We start from the raw sequence: 22,500 nt of genomic DNA, 5'->3' as shown, positions 1-22,500 counted from the left end.
ATCCAATTAGAAAGGACTTAAAATGACTTTCCGCAGCTATGTAATCGCGAACGCCATTGGTGTCGCGCTGTTAAATACCGCAATCAACGGGGGCTATACATGGTTCCTTTGGAACGACAAGACGCAGCTGCCGCTTAGCGCAATTGGGGTCGATATTGCCATGACCCCGATCTGGGTCGGCCTGCTATCTGTATTGCTTGGGACGTACTTTATTCGTAAAGCGTTCGCGGATCGGACCATGTTGCGCAAGGCCAGGATCAAGCCGCCAGCAGTCTTTCGGAAACTGCCACGTTCAATCATAATGCGGGCGACTGTTGTCGCGATCCTATGCGCGGTGGTGTTCGCAATACCGTTGTCGCAATTATTGCCATTGTTCGGCGATGGCATACTCACCCCGACGCACGCAGTGGGCACCAAGGTGATTGTGACGATTGCGTTCAGCCTTCTGATTGTTCCGCTGATCGTCTACGCCACCACGGCGGATAGCGAGAGAATGCTGATCAAAGGTGCTTTATAAACTCCCGAACATCTGCGCAAAGCTGCGCTGCCGCGTCGGTAGGCCCGATGAATTGTAGGAATGGGCCGTCCGCGTAGAGCAAATTTCAGCACTCTGGTAAGATGCTGCGGTGCATCCGAGGTCTGGTCAGAGCCCAAAGTGCATGATGCTGCACACTGCATGAGTGTCGGCTTTTTCTGAATACCCAATCGCGCGAAAAGGTGTTGAAAATTCTCAAAAATTTCCGGACCTTTGTGGTTGAAGGAGAAAAAATGGCTATTTGTGGGTATCGAACCGGCGTGATCCAAGACGCGTCGCGCTCTAACTGGCAAAACAATGCGGAGCGGCCAATCGCGTGGTCAGCGTGGTATCCAACGGAAGATATTGACGAAGGCAAACGGTTTTCAGGTCAATTCTTTGAGCCCGGAGAAGTGATCTGGAATGCGGCACTGGCCCTCAAGAAGAGGTTGCCGGTCGTATTGCTATCACATGGCACTGGCGGAACAGCCGAGAGTCTTGGTTGGCTTGCGCGCACGCTCGCAGGTGAAGGCTATGTGGTCTTGGGCGCAAATCACCATGGCAACACTGGCTTGGAACCTCACCTCGCCGAGGGCTTTCTTTGCTGGTGGGAACGGGCAAAGGACCTATCTGTACTACTTTCATCAATTGGAACGCGCGGCTTCTTTGCCAACAAATTAGATTTTGGTAAAGTATCTGCGGTCGGGTTTTCTCTTGGCGGGTATACGGTTATGGCCCTGTTGGGCGCTCAAACCTCTTTGGATGAGTTTGAAATTTGGCGCAGAGAAAACGAGATTACAGCAGGTGGTCCAAAAGAATTCCCAGATGCAGCGGACAGCATTCCAACTCTGATGGAGACCTCGGAGGCTTTCCGCGCATCTTGGGCGCGCCACGGGCATGGTTACTCAGACGTTCGGATCAAGTCGGTTGTCGCGATTGCTCCTGCACCGCCAATCCGTTCCTTTGTTCCCCGGTCAATCGCTGAACTTCAGCTGCCTGTAATAATTCTCTCCGGCGGAGCAGACGAGGAAGCGCCATCTGAGCATTGTGCCGATTGGCTTGTTTCGCTCAACGACAGGTTTCAGCACCATGAACTCGGCAGACATGTAGGACACTACACATTTCTGGAGTTTCCATCAGACAAGTCGCTCATTGGAAAAGTAGCTATCTTTTCAGATCATAAGAGCGTGAACCGAAGTAAAGTTCATGAGCAGGCAGCGGAAATCGTCATCCAAAGCCTTATGAGACCAGTAGTCAACGGTGAAGCTTGACCGGAGCAATTTTCCGAATGCAGCCGTTAGAGCAGTCGCGGCGAAGGTGCCAGAAGAGCCCAAAAATACAGCATGCTGCAATTCGCACCAAGGTCTGAAAACAGGTGCGATGCGGTCATTCGAGGATGATTTAGTGCGTCTGTCCGGTGATGGATTGGGCGGGCTTCAATTGAAATTCAATAACCGATCTCATGCTTTGTGCACTGTATGTGCAACTTGAAATTGCCTTCTGGTGCGCCCTGCAGGGTGTTTGGCCGGACAATTGACTTGATTCAACTGCGGCTCGTTTGAGCGAGTAAGAATGGTCTGTCCGCTATCAGCTGGATGAATGATGGGTGTGCGTATCAATGATGTGGCAGTTTCATGAAATCTTTGGGTCCTGTGCGGCCGAGACTCCAAAAGCCTCAGCCAACTTTATTGCCTTGGCTCCAGACACCGCGGAGAAGAGGTGTTTCGCCGATTTGGCGCACACGCAGAACATCACCGCGCAATCCTGTTTTCAAAGCACCACGGTCATGCAACCGCACGGTACTCGCGGGGGTGCTGGTCACGGTGGCAATAGCGCGGGGCAAATCACTCCAGATATCAGCAAGGCGGAAGGCCGACAAAAGCAGCGCTGAGGGCACGTAGTCCGACGAGACAATATCGAGAAGATCGGCTTTTGCGAGGGCCTCTGCCGCAACATTGCCGGAGTGGGATCCGCCGCGGATAAGGTTGGGTGCGCCCATCATCACGGCAATGCCGTGCATGCGACAGGCGGCTGCGGCCTCAACCGTTGTGGGAAACTCGGCAAACCCCACGCCGTTCACCGCAGAGGTTCCGACATGATCCGCCGTGGTATCATCATGGCTGGCCAGAACTGCACCCAGGCGGCGGGCCTCTTTCACTGCACCCCCCTCGTGCTTTGCCCCGAGGCGTTTTTGCAGACCCAACAGGGTCTCAACATGTTCGGCAAACTCTGCGTCGTTCATCCCGCGTTTCTTAGCGACGTAGGTTTTCAGCGCGGTTAGGTCACGGAACTGGCGCTGGCCCGGGGTGTGATCCATCAGGCTGACGATGCCGACCCTGTCTGACGATCCGAACGCCGCCAATTCCTCAAGCAGCGTCTCTGAACAGATTTCGGCCCGCAGATGGAGGAAATGACTGATCTTGAAATACCCTTGTGCGCGCGCTGCCAAGAGTTCATCCGCCAGCTTTCGGGCGTAGTCGATGTAGCGTCCCTTGCCGCTGTGGATGGACCCCACCCGCATGGCGTCAAACACCGTCGTGATGCCAGTGGACGCCAACTCTGCATCGTGCGCGATCAGGGCAGGCAAATGTGGCCAGTCCACCTCTGGGCGCGGTTCGATATGGCGTTCGACATTGTCTGTATGCAGTTCGACAAGACCGGGAAGAACAAGGTCACCGGCACAATCCAGGGCTCCGGTTGGGACATGATCCCCTTCAGTAATGTCACAAATGACGCCTTGTTCGATCGTCACCGCACCAGTGAGTACCTGATCTTCCAACACAAGCTGCGCATTGGCGAGACATAGGTCGCTTAACACATCGTTGTCACAAGCCTTTGTCAAAGAGGACGTGGGAAAAGGGGAATTCATGTCATACTCTCGATTTGCAATTTACTATGTGCCGCCGGTAGGGCCCTTGGCCGATTTCGGTGCATCTTGGCTTGGTTGGGATGTGTTGCATGGCCGTGAGACACCCCAGCCAGATATGCCGGGTTTGGATGACATCACGATGACACCGCGCAAATACGGGTTTCATGCGACTTTGAAACCGCCATTTCGTCTGGCAGAAGGGCAAAATGTGCCGGCTCTGGAAGCTGCCGCATCTGACCTTGCTGTCGACCTCGCGCCGGCCATATGTGACGGCTTGGAATTGACGACCTTGGGCGGTTTTCTGGCGCTGACCCCGCAAGGCGATATGCACGCTGTGCGCCGGGTTGCTGGGGTCTGTGTGCGAGAGCTTGATCAGTTTCGCGCCCCAGCTTCCGAGGCAGAACGCGCGCGCCGCTGCAAAGCCGGTCTGAGCCCGTCGCAAGAGGCGCTGCTCGCGCAATGGGGCTATCCTTACGTGATGGAGGAATTTCGGTTCCACATGACCCTGACGGCGCGGCTGCCGCAGGATGACATCGCCGTATGGTCGGCTGCTGTGCGGCGTCATTTGCCGGACCTGCCTCGCCTTTTTGTGTTGGATCAGATTGCTTTGTGCGGTGAGGGGGAAGATGGCCGGTTTGAGGTGATCCATCGCTATAAACTCACCGGCTGAAGCAGTGCCGCGCCCCGGGCGATGGTCTGGGACAGCGGACCATCGTTTGCGAGGTTGATCACCTTGAGCCCAGCCGGCAGGGGCTTGTCAGCCTGGGCAAGGCGTTTGCTGATCTCTTCTTCCGTCTCACGGGCCCGCGCGGCCAGACGGTGCGCAAGCGTTTCCGGTCTCGCGGTAATGTTGAGAACGACGAGGCGTGGAAAAATCCCGGCGGCTTGGGTCAAAGCCTTGCGAGAGAAATTGACAAGGCAATCGGTGCCCTTGCCAAGTTGGTGTTTGACGGTGATCGGAATGCCGTAGTGCAGCCCATGCGCGCGCCAATGCACGGCAAACGCCCCATCCTGCACCATAGCTTCAAATCGTGGTACAGACACCGCATCGTAATCCTCGCCGCCCAAGTCAGGCGCCCGTGTTATGACACGGCGCACCAGATGCAAATCGGGTATCGCGCCGTATAGCCCTGCCATCACGCTGTCCTTACCCACACCTGATGGACCAACCACCGCGATGAGGCGTCCGCCGGACTTTGAAGCAAGTGTCATGCGGCCATTCCGGGCGTAAACCGACCTACATCAATTTCACGATCACAGACTCGGGTACGGGCTGCCGCATCATGGAAAATACCGATGATGGCCGCGCCGCGCGCTTTGGCGTCCTCGATCAAGGAGAGCACCACCTCGCGGTTCGCAGCGTCCAGGCTCGCGGTAGGTTCATCAAGCAACATCGCAGGGTAGGAATGGGCAAAACCACGGGCAATGTTCACGCGCTGTTGCTCGCCGCCCGAGAAGGTTGTGGGGGACAAGGACCACAGCCTTTCGGGGATGTTTAATTGGGTCAGAAGCGCCGATGCGCGGTCCTGCGCTTCGTCTGCCGGCACTCCCAAAGCGCGCAGAGGCTCTGCAACCACATCGAGCGTTGGCACGCGCGGGACCACACGCAGGAACTGGCTAACATAGCCCAGCACATCACGGCGCAATTTGATGATGTCGCGCGGCTCAGACCGCACGATGTCCAAATCGCCGATGCGAATTTCACCTGCCTGCGTCAGGTAATTGCCGTAGATCATCCGCATCAGCGTGGATTTACCAGCACCAGAGGCCCCAGTGAGCGCTACGCATTCACCGGGAGCAACCGCGAGGGACACATCGCTGATCACTTCGATCACGGCACTTCCCTGATTGTGCAGGGTAAAGATTTTGGAGACGTCTTTGAGTTCAATCATGGCTCATACCTGTAAAACGGAACTGACAAGAAGCTGGCTATAGGCATGCTGCGGATCGTCCAGTACCTGATCTGTTAGGCCCGACTCGACCACGCGGCCTGATTTCATGACCATTAGGCGGTCCGCCAGCAGGCGCACCACAGCCAGGTCATGGGTTACGATGATCGCTGACAGCCCCATGTCACGCACCAGACCGCGCAGCAGATCCAGCAGTCGCGCTTGAACCGACACATCAAGACCGCCTGTGGGTTCATCCATGAACACAAGACGCGGGCCCGTCACGAGGTTGCGCGCTATCTGCAAGCGCTGCTGCATCCCGCCAGAGAAGGTTGTGGGTCTATCATCTACACGGGACGCATCAATCTCGACTCGGCCCAGCCAGTCCGTGGCCATGTCGCGGATGTCGCCGTAGTTGCGCTCGCCCACTGCCATCAACCGCTCGCCCACATTGCCACCGGCACTCACGCCCATGCGCAGCCCGTCACGGGCGTGTTGGTGGACAAAGGCCCAATCGGTTCGACCGAGCATCCGCCGCTCCGGCTCTGACATGGTAATTGTGTCGCGCGGGCCGTCGGTACGGGTGTCGAACACCACCTGTCCCGCATCGGGGGTCAGATGCCCTGCCATGCAATTGAGCAAGGTGGATTTGCCTGACCCGCTTTCGCCAACGATCCCCATAACCTCACCGGGATAGAGGTCGAACGAGACATTCGCGCAACCGATATGTGTGCCATATCGCTTGGTGATGCCCTGAACGGATAGCAAAGGTGTCATGCTGCGTCCTTTCCGCCATTGTCTTTACCGATGTGGCCGGCCGCCTTGCGCACTTCGCAATAATCGGTGTCAGAGCAGACAAACATTCGCCCACCTGCGTCATCAATGATCAACTCATCCAGGTAGCTGTCGGTCGCACCGCACATCCCGCAGGGGTAGTCAGCCTTGGACGCCTCAAACGGATGATCCTCAAAGTCGAGGCTGATCACTTGGGTATATGGGGGCAGCGCATAAATACGTTGCTCGCGGCCTGCGCCAAAAAGCTGGATTGCGGCCATATCACCCAGCTTGGGATTATCGAATTTGGGGATCGGCGAGGGATCCATCACATAGCGCCCTTCGACCTTGACCGGATAGGCATAAGAGGTCGCGATATGACCGTGGCGGCTGATATCTTCGTAAAGTTTCACATGCATCAGTCCATATTCTTCAAGGCTGTGCATCTTACGTGTCTCGCTTTCACGCGGCTCCAGAAAGCGCAGCGGTTCGGGGATCGGCACCTGATAGACAAGGATCTGACCCTCGTGCAGCGGCTCTTCGGGGATGCGGTGCCGGGTCTGGATCACAGTGGCATCACTTGTCGCAGTGGTCGTCGCAACACCTGCTGTCCGTTGAAAGAAAGTCCGTATTGAAACCGCATTCGTTGTGTCATCGGCCCCTTGGTCGATAACCTTGAACGTGTCCGTGGGCGTCAGCACCGCAGCCGACACCTGCACGCCGCCTGTTCCCCAGCCATAGGGCATTGGCATCTCGCGAGAGGCGAAAGGGACCTGATAGCCGGGAATGGCAAGCCCCTTAAGGATTGCACGGCGGATCATGCGCTTGGTTTGTTCATCCAGATAGGCGAAGTTGTACTCGGTCATTCCGCTGCCTCCTGCACCTGTTGCGCACCCGCTTCGCGACGGAGCTTGCGCACCAGTTCCAATTCAGATTGAAAATCGACGTAATGGGGCAGTTTGATATGCTCTAGAAACCCTGTCGCCTGAATATTATCGGCATGATACAGAACGAATTCTGTGTCCTGTGCAGGTGCACCAACGTTATCCTCGCCCAATTCTTCCCAGCGTAGCGCGCGATCGACCAAGGCCATGGAGATTGCCTTGCGCTCGGTCTGGCCAAAGACCAGCCCATAGCCCCGCGTAAACTGTGGCGGCTCGGTTTTCGAGCCGGTGAATTGGTTGACTGTTTCGCATTCGGTCAGGGTCACTTCGCCGATCTCAACGGCAAATCCCAGTTCGGGGATGTCCATCTCAACCGGCACCGACCCGATCCGTAGCTCGCCCACAAAGGCATGGTTGCGCCCGTAGCCGCGCTGCGTGGAGTAGGCGAGGCCAAGGGTAAAACCTTCGTCCGCGCGGGTCAGCGCTTGCAGGCGCAGGGCGCGGGGGCTGGGCATTTCCAGTGGTTCGCGGGTCAGGTCGGGGGGCGGTGTGTCGTCATGGGGGGCCTCTTCGATCAGCCCTTCGCGGTTCAGGAATTCGGTGACATGCGGGACAGTGCCCGTCTCGGCGTCACGTGAAGGAGCCTTGGGCACCTCGCCATCAGCGGCCAGTTTGAAATCAAGCAAACGGTGCGTGTAGTCAAATGTTGGGCCCAGGATCTGCCCCCCGGGCAAGTCCTTGAACGTGGCCGAGATCCGCCTGTCGCAGGCCATAATGCCGGTATCGACAGGCTCGGACGCACCAAAGCGCGGCAGAGTGGTGCGATAGGCGCGAATGAGGAAGATCGCTTCGATCAGATCGCCACGCGCCTGCTTGATTGCAAGTGCCGCAAGGTCCGGATCATAAAGCGATCCTTCGGCCATGACGCGATTGACGGCAAGACTTAGTTGCTCGCGGATTTGCGCAATGCTGAGCTCCGCGATATCCGTGTTACCGCGGCGTTCTTCGGCGAGCCAGGCATGGGCATTCTCGATTGCCCGCTCTCCGCCTTTGACGGCTACATACATGTCAGAATGCTCCTGCTTGCGCTATCGCTTCGCTACTTGAGCGCGAGATTTCGGTTGATCGGGGCAGAGCCGCGAGGCGGTCGCCACAAGTGAAAATGAAATCCAGCCCCAACGGGAACAGGGTTCGGTTGGCCTGAAACGCTTCCAATTCTGGCAAGGAAAGCGTTGCCGTTTCTTTGATACCGGGACCCGTCAATGTTGCGCCTGAGGCGGCAAGCTCTGAACATTCGACGATGAGCGTGGCGGAGCGGTCAGGGTACTCGGACGTGCCGATCGGGTAGACCGCGAGCGGCGCGAGCGCGTCCCATTTGCCAACCGCAAACATGCACTGCGCGGGGCCAACAAAAGGGGCACCTGTGTGAAAGGCCAGCCACGCCCGCGCCGCGTCGCAATCCATGTCGCCAGCAAGATAAACCGGTGTTTCCGTATCGCAGAGTGTCAGCAGAACGGCGCCCATCGCGGGCGACAGCGGGGCTGGGGGTGCAGCCCCGCGGATATCCTGAATGGTGCCCGGACGCGCCATGGCCTCCATCACGCTGCGAAAGGCGTGGGCTGACTGGGTGGCTGGATCGGCAAAGCCGCCGGACAGGGTGTTTGCCTGCATCAGTCTTCTCCTCGGGTCATGGTAAAGAAATCAACCTTTGTCGCGGCTGCCTTGGCCGCGCGGGCGGCTTTCATGGCGGCCATCCTTGCTTCCAGAGGCTCAAGGACGGTCTCGCGCAGCCTACTTGCCATTGCGGTCTGCATAAGCGCATCGACGAGAGCGGCCGCCTCGGCATCTGCTTTGCTACGACCTTGAATATAGCTGTGCCCGACTTCGCCGGTTTCCAACGTCAAGGCGCAGCGGGTTATTGTCATCTCGCCCAGATTGAAGGGTGCGCCAGTGGCACCGGCGCGAGCGCGGACCATCGTGCTGCCAATTTCCGGCGCACGCAGCCACGTAAAGTCAGGGCGCGATATTTCAGCATCCAACAGTGCGGCCACACGGCCTTCGGGCGCTTTAGCCAGCAGACCCATCCACGCCTTGCGGGGATTATTTTCGCTCACAGTGTCTTTCATCTCGACAACTTGTCTCTTTCCTATACAACTATACATACCTTATCATATTGATGTCCTCATGACAGAAGAGATTTGTGAAATTTGCGTGACAGTTCTGACAAAACCCCGATCTGGAAGGCCATCGCTAACGCATTGCGCAGCGACTTGGCCGAAAGGCGCTATAACCCCGGTGACAAGCTGCCGACCGAGGCTGCGTTGGCAGACCGCTTTGGCGTGAACCGCCACACGGTACGCCACGGGATTTCGGTATTGGTTGAGGAAGGGCTGGTGCGCACCCGTCGCGGTGCAGGGGCCTTTGTCGCGGCCACGCCGACCGACTATCCGATTGGCAATCGCGTGCGGTTCCACGAAAATCTGATCGCCGCAGGCCGCAGACCCGAAAAGCGCATGCTCGCGTTGGACGAGCGCGCTGCGACGATTGGCGAGGCTCAGGCGTTGCAGATCGAGGCGGGCAATCCGGTCTGTGCTTATCATGGGCTTTCATTGGCAGATGGTCAGCCAATTGCCGTATTTGAAAGCCTGTTCCCGATCCTGAGGCTCCCAGAAATTACCGCGGCATTGACAGAAACAAGTAGCGTCACCCGAGCGCTGAGTATTGCCGGTATCGACGACTATACGCGTGCTTCAACCCGCCTGACGGCAGTTCGCGCTACCGCAACACATGCGCTGCTTTTGAATGTTGACGAAGGCGATCCTTTGCTGAAATCGTCAAGTGTCAATACATGTGCGATCGGTAAGCCAGTAGAATACGGTCGCACCTGGTTTGCAGGGGACCGGGTCACATTGACGCTAGAAGGCCAATAAGTGATCGAAACGCCCCTGCCCGAAAGGGCAAGGGCCCGCAGGGCCGCGTGATACATACGGAGGGAGAACCACTGTATCAGAAAAAGGCAATCAGCCTATTCAAGCCCCATGCAGTTTGCGTAGTAAGTTACCGTCGCAGGCCAATCAGAGAATATACCTACAACGCCCACATCCTGCGCCAAGGCGTCGATGTATTCGTACATGACACCATCGTTGGTGGTCAGATCCGAGATCGTCTGGTAGTACCATCCGCCGCCGTTCTTGAGCGGGCCAGACCGCTCGATCGTCCATGTGATGATCTCAAGCCCTGCTACTTTGGCTTGCACAGCCAGCTCTGACGGGACGATGTCCCCGTCCGCAGATGTGGTCACCAACATCCATGTCGGAGGTGCGATGTAGTTCACACCCATCGATTTTAGCTCTTCCATGGTGTTCGGCCACGTGCCCGCATCCATCGGGGAATAGCCTTCGGTGTCGTACTCATCCATCAGATAAACAGCCTGAACGCCAAATTCCGGCTCCGTTTCGATCCAATACAGCACGTCTTCCAGATTGAAGGACTGCAGCCAGACATCGGACGGTGGAATATCCGCTGCCCTGTATTCATCGACCAGTTTTTGCGCATAGTCGGCTTGGGTAAACCCGTTGAACGGCATTTCGACGGAAGGTGCTTTAAGCTCTGGCGTAAACTTTGCACCGAGAGACTGGAAAAGTGCGATCGACTCGGCATGGGTCATTAGCGTTGCAGGCTCTGCTGAATAGAGATCCGTGCGCCAATCTGCTGTTCCTTGCAAATAAGCTTCTGGCGTGGTCGCAGCTGCGTCAGCCGCATCCATTTTCGGGGTCAGTGTCTGGAACTCGGCCAACGTAATCTCGGACGTGCGGCATTCTGCTGAGGCCGAGGTATCACCGTTGGCAGGTGTAAAGGGCTGCACGCAAGTATCCGCCAAGGGGCTTGTCAGAATGTTCGTGGTGGTGTGCAAATCATTTTGCGCATGACGACACACCAATTCCAAGTCTTCCGTAAAAGTTACGTCACATTCCAGTATGCCAGCGCCCATCCGTGCGGCGGCAACATTGGATTCGACGGTATGTTCGGGAAACTGCAAAGGCGCGCCACGGTGCCCGATTGAGAACAACGAAGTTTGCCCTTCTTGACCCATGCATTGGCTGAGCCTGTCTTTGAGGGCACCCTCCTTCATCTGATCAATAAGGTAGTAGGGGCGCGGACCATATTCCACGTTTTCAACGGTTTGCGCCGCGGCGGGCAGAACCGCGCAGCAAGTCAAAATAAAAACAGCTGTATTTCGCATTTTCTTCTCCATAGTCACGTTAAGGCGATCTACGGGAACGAACGTGACAGGGCCGTGATAGTTCTGTGAAAGTTATTATTCCATCTGCCGGAATTCGCAGGCCTGATCCCTCACAACCCGCCGGTCAGCCTGACTAAAGCCCGTCTGCGGTAGTTTACCGGTTAGGATCCAACCGCAGTGTTACAAAACCTTCACTTTCTAGATCTCTATAATTCATGTATTCGTGAATTATGGAAACACTGATACCCAACCGCCTTTCGACACTTGGCCATCCCCAACGACTGGCGCTGTTCCGGCTGCTGATGCGACGCTATCCCGATCGCGTTCCAGCGACGGAATTGGCGCAGGCACTTGGACTAAAGCCGAATACTCTGTCGACTTATGTGAACGCGCTGATGCAAGCCGGTTTGATCAGCCAAGAGCGTATTGGCACGTCCTTGCGCTATGGAATCGACATGGATGCCACCCGCGAGACCATCGATTACCTTCTACACGACTGTTGCAGGGGGAGGCCTGAAATTTGCGCCCCAAATGCCTATTCCGCCATTCACAGAGACACTCAAATGGCCGACCGAAAATACAACGTCCTGTTCATTTGCACAGGCAACTCTGCACGGTCCATCTTTGCCGAGTCCATCTTGCGCGACCTCGCCGGTGATCGTTTTATTGCCTACTCGGCAGGCACCAAGCCTCGCTCGGAACTGAATTCGTTTGCACTCGAGGTGTTGGAACAGAAGGGGCATGATGTATCAGTCCTTCGTTCCAAGAACATTTCTGAGTTCCAAGGGGCGGATGGCCCAAATTTCGATTTCGTCTTCACCGTCTGCAATCAGGCGGCCAATGAAGAGTGTCCCTCTTGGCAAGGCCAGCCCACCAGCGCGCATTGGGGGCTGCCTGATCCGGTGAAGGTTGATGGTTCTGATGCAGAAAAGAGTCTCGCCTTTCACCAGACCTACGGCGCGTTGCGGAACCGCATGATCGCCTTTTTAGCGCTGCCCCTTGCTTCGTTGGACCGGTTGTCTTTGCAAAAAGCTGTCGACGCGATTGGCCAATCTACTGACAAAGGATCACAGATATGACTGTTTACGCACTCAACGGCCTAGGCCGCATCGGCAAGCTGGCCTTGAAGCCGCTGCTGGAACGGGGGGCAAAGATAGCATGGATCAATGACGCAGTGGGTGATCCCGAGATGCATGCCCATCTGTTTGAGTTCGACACGGTTCACGGCCGCTGGAAGGCCAATTTCGCCCATGATGAGGGTAGCGTGACAATTGACGGCCAGCGTCTGCCGTTCATTGGCACCCGCGACATCGCCGCGCTGCCGCTGGATGGTGTTGATGTGCTGATCGACTGCACTGGTGTCTTCAAGACAGAGGCAAAGCTCGCCCCCTACTTTGACGCAGGCGTAAAGAAGGTGGTTATATCTGCGCCGGTCAAGGACGGTGACGCCGCAAATATCGTATACGGGGTGAATCACGACATCTACGAACCGGACCGCCACCGCATTGTGACCGCAGCAAGTTGCACGACCAATTGCCTTGCGCCAGTTGTAAAGGTCATTCACGAAAACCTGAGGATCAAACACGGCTCTATCACAACGATCCACAATGTAACCAATACACAGACCATTGTGGACCGTCCGGCGAAAGACGTGCGCCGTGCGCGCTCTGCCCTGAATTCCCTGATTCCGACAACCACTGGCAGTGCAACCGCCATCACGCTTATTTATCCGGAACTGACGGGTCGCCTGAACGGTCATGCCGTTCGTGTGCCACTACTTAGCGCGTCGCTGACCGATTGCGTCTTCGAGGTCGAGCGTGAGACCACCGCTGAAGAGGTCAATGCCCTGTTCAAGGCCGCAGCCGAGGGGCCGTTGAAGGGCATTTTGGGCTATGAGGAACGCCCGCTCGTTTCCACTGATTACACCAATGATGAAAGATCGAGCATTGTCGATGCGCCTTCTACCATGGTGATCAATGGCACGCAGGTGAAGGTCTACGCGTGGTATGACAACGAGATGGGTTATGCGCACCGGCTGGTGGATGTGGCCTGCATGGTCGGGGATAGTCTGTGACCGAAAGCGCCACGCGCCCCGAAGGCCTTTCGGCCTATATTGCGGTCACGGCGGCCTACTGGACGTTCATGCTGACCGACGGTGCATTACGCATGCTGGTGCTGTTGCACTTTCATACGCTGGGCTTCTCTCCGGTACAGCTGGCCTATCTGTTTGTCCTGTATGAAATCGCGGGCGTCATCACCAATTTGGGCGCAGGCTGGATTGCCGCGCGGTTCGGCCTGACATCGACGCTTTATGCAGGGCTAGGGTTGCAAGTGCTGGCGCTGCTGGCCTTGGCGCAGCTTGATCCTGCTTGGGTGATTGGCACATCGGTTGTCTTTGTTATGCTTGTGCAGGGTGCAAGCGGCGTGGCCAAGGACCTTGCCAAGATGTCGTCGAAATCCGCCGTCAAATTGCTGGCGCCATCTCAGGACGGAGCGCTTTTTCGCTGGGTGGCCATTCTGACAGGGTCCAAGAACATGGTGAAGGGCGCAGGGTTTCTGCTAGGCGCGGTTTTGCTGGCAACGCTTGGATTCGTCTGGGCGGTGTTGGGCATGGCCGCGATCCTTGCCGCAATTCTGCTGGCCGTTTTGATTGCCATGCCGTCGGGGCTGCCGAAGGGGCGCCGCGGCACGAAATTTTCTGAAGTTTTTTCCAAGTCGGCCAATGTGAATTGGCTCAGTGCGGCACGGGTATTCCTGTTCGGGGCGCGGGACGTGTGGTTTGTTGTTGGCATTCCGATCTATTTCTACGCTGTGCTGTCGGATGGCACAACCGAAGGGAACCGCGCCGCGTTTTTTATGATCGGGACGTTCATGGCCGTTTGGGTGATCCTTTATGGTCTTGTTCAGGCCAACGCGCCACGCATCCTGCGGGCAAACGGGCGATCCGAGGCGGACCTGATTGGCGCGGCCCGTACATGGGGCTGGGGCCTCGCCGCGGTTCCAGTAATGCTGACACTTGCGGCTGTCACCGCCACAGAGCAGCAAATGTGGCTCACCCTCATGCTTGTCATCGGCTTGCTGATCTTCGGGGCGGTCTTCGCGGTGAACTCATCGCTACATTCCTACTTGATCCTGACCTTTACAAAGGCAGAGCGGGTCACGATGGATGTGGGCTTTTACTACATGGCCAATGCAGGCGGGCGGTTGGCTGGAACCTTGCTGTCGGGCCTGACTTATCAGGCAGGTGGTCTGGCGCTGATGTTGGGTACTGCGGCAGGGATGGTTGCAGCGTCGGCGATCACGGTGGGTTTCTTGAAGCCGGAGAACACTCAGACATAGTAGGGCCACGAAAATTGACTTTGCCCCACAATTGCTGGGGCCCTTCAGACCTTGTATCGCTCTTCAAACTCGAAACCATAGGTCGAATGGGCACTACTTCGGGGTGAAAGCCCGTAAGTCTCGTTTCGGAGAAAGTCCATCATCCCCTGCGCATCATCAGAGAATGTGGCAATCGTTGCAGGCGGGATTGGCCTGCCGATTGCGATCTCTACGAGGTTGTCGGCCCTGCGACGAAATTCCTTGAGCAAGAGCGCCACGCGCAGATTATAATGGATATGGCTGGCCAACTGAAACAATCGTGAGTTCTGACCTTCAAAGAAGACCGGAACCACGGTCGCATTTGATTTGGTAATCATGCGCGCCGTGAACCGACGCCAGTCGGGATCAAATGGCCGCTGGAACGGTTCTGCTGCGGTCGATACGGTCCCACCGGGAAAGACGCCTATCGCGCCGCCTGCCTTAAGAAATTCCAAGGCCTTGGCGCGGGTCTTCAAGTTCAGCTTTACAGCGTCTTTAGTGTTGTCAAAACTGATGGGTAGAACAATCCGGTTAAGATCCGGCGCATCCTGAAACACACTATTTGCCAGAATGCGGAAATCACTACGCCGCGTGGACAGCAAGTATCCCATTATTAACCCGTCAAAGATACCAAAAGGATGATTTGCGACGACAACCAATGGACCCTCTGCAGGGATGTCCGCGATTGCTCCCGAAACCACATCAAGGCTTAACCCATAGCGGTTGATCATGACTTCTTAGAAACTGCGGCCCTGCGCAATTTCGGCATCATAGTCTTGCGCCCGCTGGATCAGATGAAGCGGGCCGGTTGCATTCTCGATCAGCTTGATGACTGCTTGACCAGAGCGTGATTGTGCGGACTTGGCATAGGAAACCTGAGAACGGTCACGTCTATCCATCTGCTTTGACCCTTATGATAAGTCTGCCATTTCCTAGCGGCGTAACGCTACAACTTAGTGATATCTGGTGTCAGATCGTGCCCTCATTGCGCTCCAGAAATTCCTCGGCGCTGAGGTTGCGAAAATCATCAAGCGCGCCGCGCAGGCGTGCGTGCGGCCAATCCCACCAAGCAAGCTGCATAAGCCTGTCAACAACCCGTGGTGCGAAACGAGGACGCATCGGGACAGCGGGGATGCCTGCCACGATCATGTAGGGAGGCACATCCTTTGTCACAATTGCACCGCCTGCGATAACTGCCCCGTGGCCGATGTTCACTTCGGGCCGGACCTGCGCGCCATGGCCAAGCCATGTATCATGACCAATCACCGTGCGACGGCTGCGCCTGTGGGCGAACCAAGCGTCATCGTGATCTGCATCTTCGAAATAATCGGCCGAGCGATAGTGAAAGTGATGCAAACTTGCTTTTTCCATCGGGTGGTCCGTGGCGCCGATCCGTACGAACGCTGCAATGTTCGAGAACTTGCCCACGGAGGCATTGGCAATGTCGGAAAATCGGTCGCAGTATGAATAGTCATCCATTTCGCAATGCGCCAAGCGGCTACTGCGTCCGATTTCCACATACTGTCCGAATGTTGCGTCTGTGATCTCGCAATCGGGATGAATAAAGGGGACATCCGGTTTCAATCTGGTCGTACTCAAAACGCGCGCTCCTCGCCGGTCCAGCGAAAGAATTTGCCGGTTTTATCAAGCGTAAGACCCTCTGCCAAAGCGATAATCCCCGCCGCGACCTCACAGGGTGTAAGATCCGCCTCTGCCCCACCCATATCGGTTTGCACCCAACCGGGATCGACAAGCACGACCGCAATGCCGTCTGGGTGCAAGTCCGTCGCCAGACCTTGCATGACCTTATTTACCGCAGCCTTGGAGGCGCGGTAGGCAATACGATCCGATTTGGCATAGCCCATATATGACATCTGACTTGAAACGGTCAGGATACGGGGCCTGCTGCTACGCCGCAAATGATCCAGACAGGCCGTGCTGACGGCCAGAGCACCAGCGACATTGACCGCAAATGTAAAGGCCATTGCAGTCCAATCCATATCGGTTGTAGGGCTGTCCGGTCCGATAATACCTGCATTATTGATGACAATATCAATAGGCTGGTCGATCGCTGATATCGCGTCCTGGACTTGCTGGGGATTGCTGACATCAAAGATGACATCGCCACCCTGTCCCGCGCGCGTGGCGCGCAGCACGTCATGTCCGAGATCCCCGGCACGTGCCGCCAGTGCCGCGCCAATCCCCCGGTTGCTTCCGGTAATCAGGATGCAGGCCACTAGTCCTTGCGCCCGATCAGCTTGCCGCGCAGCCAGCCCGAGAACCAGTCCATGAACATCACCATGGCGATGATCAGGACGATATAATAAGCGACTTCTTCCCAGTCTTTCTGGGTTTGGATTGCTTGGGTCAGCATAAGGCCGATGCCACCGCCTGTGATCGCGCCGATGATGGTGGCAGAGCGGGTATTGGATTCCAGAAAATAGAGGATTTGCGCCAGAAGCACCGGAACAATCTGCGGTATGACGCCAAAGCGATAGCGTTGCAGCGGCTTGGCTCCGGTCGAGGCGACGCCCTCGATTTGCTTTTGATCTACGTTTTCCAAAGCCTCCGAGAAGATTTTGCCAAAGGTGCCGGTATCCGTGATCAAGATTGCCAATGCGCCAGTAAGCGGGCCGGGGCCAAAGGCGCGGGCCAAGACCACCGTCCAGATCAGCGCATCGACACCGCGCACAAAATCGAACAGTCGGCGGGTGGCAGCGCGCACCAACATCAACGGCGAGAACCGTTTGGCTGCTAAAAAGCCCAACGGCAGGGCGATGATGGCTGCCCCCATCGTTCCAAGAAAGGCCATCAGGATCGTCTCGCCAATGGCCCAAGCCACATCCTTGTGCCGCCACATGGCGTTGTTCCACCAATCGGACACTGCGCCAGTGATATTGCCGCGCGCAGGGTCGATCTGGTCGCCAAACAGGATCGTGGCCAAGGACTGTCCGTAGTAAGGGCTGTCGAGCGTGAACCAGAACAGCTCCCAACCGGCGAAATAATTGAAAACCTCGGTCCGAGCACCCGTCAAGGTAATGCGACCTTCGGGCGAGGTGATGCCAACGCGGCGGTCCGATGCGGAAATCCAATCGGGCAGATCATCGGGCAGGTTGGTCGTGACGGTGCGCCCCTCGGCCTGCGCCTCGATCAGTTGGAAGCCGGGAATTTCGATCTCGGTCCGGTTGTCTGGCAGATAGCGCACAATTATGTCACCGCCCAGATCGATGGTGATGACTTCGTCCCCCCTCACCCAATCGGGGCGCCGGCCTTCTGGGTAGGTACCTTTGCGCTCGCCTTCGACGGCATAGGTTACATCTCCCGACCGATTGTCCCTGGTGACATGCACCTTGTGGGACCAGCTATCGGAAGCCAGCGTCACAGCGTTTTTCATATTGGCGCGTCCGGCAAGACCAGGCAGGTCAAACGCGAAGAAGATATAGACGAAATAAACTGCGATGACCGCCGGGATGCCAAAGCCAATCAAGCGTTTGCGCTGAAAGAGCTTTTCGGCCTCAAACTTGGTCGCGTCCAGATCAATAGTGGTCATTGGCCTTGTCCCTCAGTCAAACGATTGCGGTAGCGGCTGGACACTTGATCGAAGAATACGATCGTGCCGAACAGGAGGATGAAAATCGCGGCGGCTTCATCAAAGCGGCCCGGTCCCCAGGCCATAGCGTTTCGCAACTCATAACCAAGCCCACCGGCGCCCACAAATCCAAGTATTGCCGAGGCACGGATGTTGATTTCAAATCGTAACAGCGTGTAGCTCACGTAGTTCGGCGCGACTTGTGGCAACACACCCAGAAGCATCCGCTGCGACCATGTAGCACCTGTGGAGGCCAGCCCTTCGACAGCTTTCAAGTCGGTGTTTTCCGAAACTTCGGAAAACATCTTGGCCAGTGCACCGGCCGTGTGGATGGCAATTGCAATCATTGCGGGAACGGGCCCAGCACCGAGTACAAAGATCAGAACCAGTGCGATGACGATTTCGGGCACGGCGCGCATGATATCCGAGATGCGGCGGAACAGGGGGATCAGACGCGGCCATTTCGCCAAGCCGCGGGTGCCGAGCAGCGACAGGAACAAGCCGCCAATTGCACCGATCAGGGTCGAGACAGCGGCGATGTTGATGGTTTCCACCAAGGCGGGAAAGTACTTGGCGATGAGGGCAGGCAGATCGGCGCGCTTTTCCCACGCTTCAGACAGAACATCTGCTGGGTAATCGCCGATCTGATGCAGTCCATCCCAGAAACCTCCAGCGTTGCGGTCATCTGCGACATTGAACCCGGAAACCATCAGAACCACGAAAATCAGAAGAGTAAGACCGCCATAGAGCCTGCGGCGCTGTACCTGCGCCATATAGTTGGCTTGAATACCGTCTACGTGGTGTTCGCCACTCAGTGAAATATCTGCCATCCTGACCCCTGGACAAAGAAATACCGGCAGCCCCAAAGGGCTACCGGATGCGTCAAAAGAATTATCCTAGTTTCCAATTACGGACTGGCGTGCCGCTACGATGCTTTCGTACATCGCGTGCGTGACTGGCTGGAAACCCAGCGTATCGCCCGCAGCGACGCCGTAGGCACATTCAGGGTCTGCTTCGTAAAGGCCATCTACCAGTGCAACCATTTTAGCTTTGACATCGTCCGGTAAGGCTTGACGCAGAACGACCGGGCCTTCGGGGATTACGTTGGATTTCCAGATTTGAACCATGTCGTTCATGTCGACGAGACCTGCATCAACCGCTTTGCGCAGCGCACCGGAGTTATAGCCGTCTTCCCAGTTGCCCTGACCATCGGCCCACGTCACGCCGCCATCAATATCGCCGTTGTTCACTGCGACGATGGTCTGCTCATGACCGCCTGTGAATTTGACTTCACCGAAGTATTCGCCGGATTCCATGGTGATGCCGTCCTTGTACTGCGGAATCTCGATGGAAGGGATAAGGAAGCCCGATGTGGAGTTTGGATCACCGAAACCAAACACCTTGCCTGCCATGTCATCAAGCGATGTGACGCCGCTATCGACGCGGGCAAAGCCGATAGAATGGTAGCCGACCGAGCCATCAAGGTTGACCTTGATCAAAACAGGCTCAACCGCGTCCGGATCCTGCAGGAATGTTGCGGCGTAGGAAGATGCGCCCAACCATGCCATGTCGATGGTGCCACCCAGAAGGCCCTGAATGACGCCATTGTAGTCGGCTGGGGCGAACAGCTTGGTTTCAACGCCGAGCGCTTCGGTCGTGTAATCCGCCAGACACTGGTAGCTGTTCATCCGGTCCTGCGCGTTTTCGCCGCCGAGGATACCGATGCGGAATTCAGTGATCTCTTGGGCAAAAGCGCCCGTGCTGAGGGCTGTGGTGGCGGCAAGCGCCAGTGCGAGGGTCTTTTTCATTGTTATCTCCGTGGTTTGTTGCCCTACCGCTTTGCGGCTAATTGCGGGCAGGTTGATTAAGGTGGCCTGCTGCGGATGCACAGGCTGAAACTGGATCAGGCGTAGGCTTTCACTTCGCGGACCTCTGACCTGTCCAGTGTTTCGATTTCGGTGGAGGTGGCGGCTTCGGAAAAATCCGCGCCAGCCCCGTAGATGTCACGTGCGACCCCGGTGGTCAGCTGCTCTGGCGTGCCATCAAAGACGATCCTCCCATCGCGCATCCCGATTACGCGATCGCAATAGCGCCGCGCAGTATCAAGCGTGTGAAGGTTTGCGATGACCATGCGCCCATCTTCTTCGTGAATGCGGCGCAGGGCTTGCATGACAACTTGCGCATTCATCGGATCAAGGCTGGCGATCGGTTCATCGGCAAGGATGATTTTCGGGTCCTGCATCAAAGCGCGCGCAATCGCCACGCGCTGTTGTTGCCCACCCGAGAGGGCCTCGGCCCGTTTCGGGGCTTGTTCGGCAATACCGAGCCGGTCAAGGATTTCGATGGCGCGGTGGATATCTGACTGCGGGTAAAGGTTGAACATTGTCGCAAAGGTCGACCGCTTGTTCAGGGTGCCGTGCAGCACGTTTGAAACGACATCCATGCGGGGGACGAGGTTGAACTGCTGGAAAATCATGGCGCATCGCGATTGCCAATTGCGCCGCGCAGCCCCCCGCAGCCCAGTGATCTCTTCACCCTCAAAGATAATCGTGCCCTGCGAGGCATCGCTTAGACAATTGACCATCCGCAAGAGCGTTGACTTACCCGCACCAGAACGGCCAATGACCCCAATCATCGACGGTTTTTCCACCAGGATGTTGGCAGCATCTACAGCCGTTTTATCCCCGAACCGCTTGGTCAGCTTATCAATCTTCAGCATATCGCCCCCATGTTTGGTGAGGGCGTAAACGCCTGATGCTACGGTTTGATGACGGTTTCGAGTCAGTTTCTTTACATAAAAGTAAAAGAAAAATGACCCTTCCAAGGGACGTAAAGCGCAAGCTTTTGCAATGATTGGCACATATTACCTCAACGCCACATTTATCCACAAGGCTTCATAAAGCTGTTACATTTTGAATATCAGGCGATTAGGTTTCTCGTATGGTTCTTCGTTATGCGCTCACTCTGTCTCTCTGCTTCTCGTTTCCTGCGCTTGCGGAAGCGCAAATAGCTGATGTTAGTTGTGATGACAGCGCGCGCATGACGCATATGCTGAAGAATGCATTGGGTGCAAAGCGGCAGGGAAGGGGCATGCGGGACCCTGAAACCCTGTTAGAAATCTGGGTTACCGAAAGAAACGGTGACTGGATCATCGTACAGAATTACACAAACGGAACATCGTGCATTGTCGCTATGGGCGAACATTGGGAAGGCGAAATTCCCGGACCAGCCTAACTGTTGGCTTCCTCAAGCCGATCCGTCGCTGGGGCAGGTCTTGGTGACAAAGCTTCCATGCGCGCATAAACTGCCGCGCTCAACATCACGTCTTTAGCGTCCAAAGAAGGTTTCAATTGCTCAACATTGCGTGCGCTGATGATCGGAGCTGTTACAGCAGCATTCTGTGCGGCCCAGGCGACGGAAAGCGTGGCAGCGTCAATGCCCTGTTCAGCAGCCAGTTCTGACAACGAACGTGCCGCCTCGAGCATCCATTTTTGGCCATAGCGGGCGGCATAGCGTTTGTCCGTCGAAAGACGCCCCGTCCCGCCTGAACAATACTTGCCCGTCAGCAATCCACTACCAAGGGGGGAATAAGGGGCGACGGCGATCTCTTCTGAGAGTGCCATTGGAAACAGTTCAACCTCTGCCTGACGTTTGACGAGCGAATACATTGGCTGGGTTATGTCGATACGCGTTCCCGCAATATCTGCCGCCGCCTGAGCTTTCATCACCTGCCACGCAGCAAAGTTCGACACGCCGATATAGCGAATTTTGCCTGATCGCTGCAAAGCGCCCAAAGTCTCGAAAGTCTCTTGCAATGGTGTTTCCGGGTCCCAGCGGTGCAAATAGAGGATATCGACTGTGTCGAGGCCAAGCCGTAAGCGGCTTTCATCGAATTGCCGAATAATGTTGTTGCGGCCGCTACCACCGGTATAGCCAGCCTTGGTTGCCACGATCAGCTTTTCGCGATCTAGTTTTGCAAACTGGCCCAACATCCGCTCAGAGGAGCCGCCCGTGTAGGTATGGGCGGTGTCAAAGAAATTAATGCCCGCCTCTTTGCACGCTTCGAACATGGCTTGGCTTGCCGCAGCATCGGCCGTGCCGCCAAATTGCATGCATCCGAAACAGAGTGTAGACGACTTTGAGCCATCTTGCGCATTGATTTCTTTCAATAGATCGCTCCAAGTGTACAGTAATCAGCAGAAACCCTTAGACCTTTTGCATGACTGTTTTGTGACGGCCCTGAGAACTGTCAGTCTTTTGAAATACCTCCTTAGGACAGACCCTCCGTAATTTGGGTGTCGTATGGCGGATCAACAACTGAACTCGACGCCAGCATTTTCCGCGGTTTTCTGTTGGAACCCTTCACCCAGGTCCTTACCGA

General features: G+C 56.3%; 24 protein-coding genes and 1 pseudogene. 8 read left to right on the top strand and 17 right to left on the bottom strand.

Annotated elements, in window-relative coordinates; genetic code table 11:
* The first annotated feature begins 22 nt into the window (after positions 1–22).
* Together ACFIO0_RS10765 and ACFIO0_RS10760 are read left to right on the top strand one after the other, a co-directional pair.
* Complete coding sequence (locus ACFIO0_RS10765; protein ID WP_390910400.1) at positions 23–517, top strand: hypothetical protein; 495 nt, start codon at positions 23–25, stop codon at positions 515–517.
* Positions 518–720: 203 nt separating this feature from the next.
* Complete coding sequence (locus ACFIO0_RS10760; RefSeq protein WP_390910399.1) at positions 721–1,785, top strand: alpha/beta hydrolase family protein; 1,065 nt, start codon at positions 721–723, stop codon at positions 1,783–1,785.
* A 404-nt stretch (positions 1,786–2,189) separates the two neighbouring features.
* Here the strand turns inward: ACFIO0_RS10760 and ACFIO0_RS10755 are convergent, their stop codons facing one another.
* Entirely contained in the window at positions 2,190–3,383 is a 1,194-nt protein-coding gene (locus tag ACFIO0_RS10755; protein ID WP_390910398.1) for an alpha-D-ribose 1-methylphosphonate 5-triphosphate diphosphatase, read from the bottom strand.
* On the opposite strand from ACFIO0_RS10755, the gene ACFIO0_RS10750 reads away from it, so the two are divergent.
* On the top strand, positions 3,382–4,053 hold the full coding sequence (locus ACFIO0_RS10750) for a DUF1045 domain-containing protein (protein ID WP_390910397.1): 672 nt from the start codon (positions 3,382–3,384) through the stop codon (positions 4,051–4,053). The genes ACFIO0_RS10755 and ACFIO0_RS10750 overlap by 2 nt on opposite strands.
* On the opposite strand, the gene phnN is transcribed toward ACFIO0_RS10750, so the two are convergent.
* From phnN to phnG, 7 genes are read right to left on the bottom strand one after another with little or no spacing between them, the layout of a single operon-like run.
* Positions 4,035–4,595 (bottom strand): phosphonate metabolism protein/1,5-bisphosphokinase (PRPP-forming) PhnN, encoded by a 561-nt coding sequence (phnN, locus tag ACFIO0_RS10745; RefSeq protein WP_390910396.1) that lies wholly within the window; start codon positions 4,593–4,595, stop codon positions 4,035–4,037. The two genes, ACFIO0_RS10750 and phnN, sit on opposite strands and share 19 nt — an antisense overlap.
* On the bottom strand, positions 4,592–5,275 hold the full coding sequence (gene phnL / locus ACFIO0_RS10740) for a phosphonate C-P lyase system protein PhnL (RefSeq protein ID WP_390910395.1): 684 nt from the start codon (positions 5,273–5,275) through the stop codon (positions 4,592–4,594). The genes phnN and phnL overlap by 4 nt, the downstream gene beginning before the upstream one ends.
* Positions 5,276–5,278: 3 nt before the next feature.
* The gene (gene phnK, locus ACFIO0_RS10735) at positions 5,279–6,049 is read right to left on the bottom strand and encodes a phosphonate C-P lyase system protein PhnK (protein ID WP_390910394.1); all 771 of its coding nucleotides are present in this window, start codon (positions 6,047–6,049) and stop codon (positions 5,279–5,281) included.
* On the bottom strand, positions 6,046–6,912 hold the full coding sequence (locus ACFIO0_RS10730; protein ID WP_390910393.1) for an alpha-D-ribose 1-methylphosphonate 5-phosphate C-P-lyase PhnJ: 867 nt from the start codon (positions 6,910–6,912) through the stop codon (positions 6,046–6,048). The genes phnK and ACFIO0_RS10730 overlap by 4 nt, the downstream gene beginning before the upstream one ends.
* Complete coding sequence (locus tag ACFIO0_RS10725) at positions 6,909–7,997, bottom strand: carbon-phosphorus lyase complex subunit PhnI (RefSeq protein ID WP_390910392.1); 1,089 nt, start codon at positions 7,995–7,997, stop codon at positions 6,909–6,911. Before ACFIO0_RS10725 ends, ACFIO0_RS10730 begins: the two co-directional genes overlap by 4 nt.
* Before the next feature lies 1 nt (position 7,998).
* Positions 7,999–8,601, bottom strand: a complete 603-nt coding sequence (phnH, locus tag ACFIO0_RS10720; protein ID WP_390910391.1) for a phosphonate C-P lyase system protein PhnH — start codon at positions 8,599–8,601, stop codon at positions 7,999–8,001.
* Positions 8,601–9,056, bottom strand: coding sequence for a phosphonate C-P lyase system protein PhnG (phnG, locus tag ACFIO0_RS10715; RefSeq protein WP_390910390.1), 456 nt, complete (start codon positions 9,054–9,056; stop codon positions 8,601–8,603). Before phnG ends, phnH begins: the two co-directional genes overlap by 1 nt.
* An 81-nt stretch (positions 9,057–9,137) precedes the next feature.
* Between phnG and phnF the strand changes: the two genes are divergently transcribed.
* Complete coding sequence (gene phnF / locus ACFIO0_RS10710) at positions 9,138–9,860, top strand: phosphonate metabolism transcriptional regulator PhnF (protein WP_390910389.1); 723 nt, start codon at positions 9,138–9,140, stop codon at positions 9,858–9,860.
* A gap of 95 nt (positions 9,861–9,955) precedes the next feature.
* Here the strand turns inward: phnF and ACFIO0_RS10705 are convergent, their stop codons facing one another.
* Positions 9,956–11,173 carry a glycerophosphodiester phosphodiesterase family protein gene (locus tag ACFIO0_RS10705; RefSeq protein WP_390910388.1) on the bottom strand — a complete coding sequence of 406 codons (1,218 nt, stop codon included), beginning with the start codon at positions 11,171–11,173 and terminating at the stop codon, positions 9,956–9,958.
* Positions 11,174–11,403: 230 nt separating this feature from the next.
* Here ACFIO0_RS10705 and ACFIO0_RS10700 point away from each other — a divergent pair, with 230 nt between their 5' ends.
* Genes ACFIO0_RS10700 through arsJ form a run of 3 tightly spaced genes read left to right on the top strand, consistent with a single transcriptional unit; the run spans position 11,404 to position 14,512 of the window.
* Positions 11,404–12,252: a helix-turn-helix domain-containing protein gene (locus ACFIO0_RS10700; protein WP_390910387.1), complete on the top strand. Its 849-nt coding sequence runs from the start codon at positions 11,404–11,406 to the stop codon at positions 12,250–12,252.
* Entirely contained in the window at positions 12,249–13,247 is a 999-nt protein-coding gene (locus ACFIO0_RS10695) for an ArsJ-associated glyceraldehyde-3-phosphate dehydrogenase (protein WP_390910386.1), read from the top strand. Before ACFIO0_RS10700 ends, ACFIO0_RS10695 begins: the two co-directional genes overlap by 4 nt.
* Entirely contained in the window at positions 13,244–14,512 is a 1,269-nt protein-coding gene (arsJ, locus tag ACFIO0_RS10690) for an organoarsenical effux MFS transporter ArsJ (protein ID WP_390910385.1), read from the top strand. Before ACFIO0_RS10695 ends, arsJ begins: the two co-directional genes overlap by 4 nt.
* 44 nt (positions 14,513–14,556) lie before the next feature.
* Here arsJ and ACFIO0_RS10685 read toward each other — a convergent pair.
* The 7 genes and pseudogenes from ACFIO0_RS10685 to phnC form a co-directional block, all read right to left on the bottom strand.
* A pseudogene (locus ACFIO0_RS10685) lies at positions 14,557–15,429 on the bottom strand (lysophospholipid acyltransferase family protein).
* Positions 15,430–15,499: 70 nt separating this feature from the next.
* Positions 15,500–16,129, bottom strand: a complete 630-nt coding sequence (locus tag ACFIO0_RS10680; protein ID WP_390910384.1) for a chloramphenicol acetyltransferase — start codon at positions 16,127–16,129, stop codon at positions 15,500–15,502.
* The gene (locus ACFIO0_RS10675) at positions 16,126–16,767 is read right to left on the bottom strand and encodes an SDR family NAD(P)-dependent oxidoreductase (protein ID WP_390910383.1); all 642 of its coding nucleotides are present in this window, start codon (positions 16,765–16,767) and stop codon (positions 16,126–16,128) included. The genes ACFIO0_RS10680 and ACFIO0_RS10675 overlap by 4 nt, the downstream gene beginning before the upstream one ends.
* Complete coding sequence (gene phnE / locus ACFIO0_RS10670; RefSeq protein WP_390910382.1) at positions 16,767–18,080, bottom strand: phosphonate ABC transporter, permease protein PhnE; 1,314 nt, start codon at positions 18,078–18,080, stop codon at positions 16,767–16,769. The genes ACFIO0_RS10675 and phnE (ACFIO0_RS10670) overlap by 1 nt, the downstream gene beginning before the upstream one ends.
* Positions 18,077–18,949 (bottom strand): phosphonate ABC transporter, permease protein PhnE, encoded by an 873-nt coding sequence (gene phnE / locus ACFIO0_RS10665; RefSeq protein WP_390910381.1) that lies wholly within the window; start codon positions 18,947–18,949, stop codon positions 18,077–18,079. Before phnE (ACFIO0_RS10665) ends, phnE (ACFIO0_RS10670) begins: the two co-directional genes overlap by 4 nt.
* A gap of 66 nt (positions 18,950–19,015) precedes the next feature.
* A complete protein-coding gene (gene phnD / locus ACFIO0_RS10660) occupies positions 19,016–19,927 on the bottom strand; it encodes a phosphonate ABC transporter substrate-binding protein (RefSeq protein ID WP_390910380.1) in 912 nt (303 codons plus the stop codon).
* Between the two features lie 95 nt (positions 19,928–20,022).
* On the bottom strand, positions 20,023–20,838 hold the full coding sequence (gene phnC / locus ACFIO0_RS10655) for a phosphonate ABC transporter ATP-binding protein (RefSeq protein ID WP_390910379.1): 816 nt from the start codon (positions 20,836–20,838) through the stop codon (positions 20,023–20,025).
* A gap of 371 nt (positions 20,839–21,209) precedes the next feature.
* Here phnC and ACFIO0_RS10650 point away from each other — a divergent pair, with 371 nt between their 5' ends.
* Positions 21,210–21,353 carry a hypothetical protein gene (locus ACFIO0_RS10650; protein ID WP_390910378.1) on the top strand — a complete coding sequence of 48 codons (144 nt, stop codon included), beginning with the start codon at positions 21,210–21,212 and terminating at the stop codon, positions 21,351–21,353.
* Here ACFIO0_RS10650 and ACFIO0_RS10645 read toward each other — a convergent pair.
* Positions 21,350–22,288 (bottom strand): aldo/keto reductase, encoded by a 939-nt coding sequence (locus ACFIO0_RS10645; protein ID WP_390910377.1) that lies wholly within the window; start codon positions 22,286–22,288, stop codon positions 21,350–21,352. The genes ACFIO0_RS10650 and ACFIO0_RS10645 overlap by 4 nt on opposite strands.
* Positions 22,289–22,500: the final 212 nt, after the last annotated feature.

Origin of the sequence: Pseudosulfitobacter sp. SM2401, assembly GCF_042932805.1 — a bacterium.
Classification (GTDB): Bacteria; Pseudomonadota; Alphaproteobacteria; order Rhodobacterales; family Rhodobacteraceae; genus Ascidiaceihabitans.
Note: the sequence above shows the minus strand (reverse complement) of the source record. Positions and strands in the feature narration are given on the sequence as shown.

Bases quoted from the DNA above. Each gene is read 5' to 3' on its own strand.
- ACFIO0_RS10755 (WP_390910398.1), bottom strand. From the start codon at position 3,383: ATGAATTCCCCTTTTCCCACGTCCTCTTTGACAAAGGCTTGTGACAAC.
- phnG (WP_390910390.1), bottom strand. From the start codon at position 9,056: ATGAAAGACACTGTGAGCGAAAATAATCCCCGCAAGGCGTGGATGGGT.
- phnL (WP_390910395.1), bottom strand. From the start codon at position 5,275: ATGATTGAACTCAAAGACGTCTCCAAAATCTTTACCCTGCACAATCAG.
- ACFIO0_RS10750 (WP_390910397.1), top strand. From the start codon at position 3,382: ATGTCATACTCTCGATTTGCAATTTACTATGTGCCGCCGGTAGGGCCC.
- ACFIO0_RS10695 (WP_390910386.1), top strand. From the start codon at position 12,249: ATGACTGTTTACGCACTCAACGGCCTAGGCCGCATCGGCAAGCTGGCC.
- ACFIO0_RS10730 (WP_390910393.1), bottom strand. From the start codon at position 6,912: ATGACCGAGTACAACTTCGCCTATCTGGATGAACAAACCAAGCGCATG.
- ACFIO0_RS10650 (WP_390910378.1), top strand. From the start codon at position 21,210: ATGCGGGACCCTGAAACCCTGTTAGAAATCTGGGTTACCGAAAGAAAC.
- phnE (WP_390910381.1), bottom strand. From the start codon at position 18,949: ATGGCAGATATTTCACTGAGTGGCGAACACCACGTAGACGGTATTCAA.
- ACFIO0_RS10700 (WP_390910387.1), top strand. From the start codon at position 11,404: ATGGAAACACTGATACCCAACCGCCTTTCGACACTTGGCCATCCCCAA.
- phnC (WP_390910379.1), bottom strand. From the start codon at position 20,838: ATGCTGAAGATTGATAAGCTGACCAAGCGGTTCGGGGATAAAACGGCT.
- phnE (WP_390910382.1), bottom strand. From the start codon at position 18,080: ATGACCACTATTGATCTGGACGCGACCAAGTTTGAGGCCGAAAAGCTC.
- phnH (WP_390910391.1), bottom strand. From the start codon at position 8,601: ATGCAGGCAAACACCCTGTCCGGCGGCTTTGCCGATCCAGCCACCCAG.
- phnN (WP_390910396.1), bottom strand. From the start codon at position 4,595: ATGACACTTGCTTCAAAGTCCGGCGGACGCCTCATCGCGGTGGTTGGT.
- ACFIO0_RS10705 (WP_390910388.1), bottom strand. From the start codon at position 11,173: ATGCGAAATACAGCTGTTTTTATTTTGACTTGCTGCGCGGTTCTGCCC.
- ACFIO0_RS10725 (WP_390910392.1), bottom strand. From the start codon at position 7,997: ATGTATGTAGCCGTCAAAGGCGGAGAGCGGGCAATCGAGAATGCCCAT.
- phnD (WP_390910380.1), bottom strand. From the start codon at position 19,927: ATGAAAAAGACCCTCGCACTGGCGCTTGCCGCCACCACAGCCCTCAGC.
- ACFIO0_RS10765 (WP_390910400.1), top strand. From the start codon at position 23: ATGACTTTCCGCAGCTATGTAATCGCGAACGCCATTGGTGTCGCGCTG.
- phnK (WP_390910394.1), bottom strand. From the start codon at position 6,049: ATGACACCTTTGCTATCCGTTCAGGGCATCACCAAGCGATATGGCACA.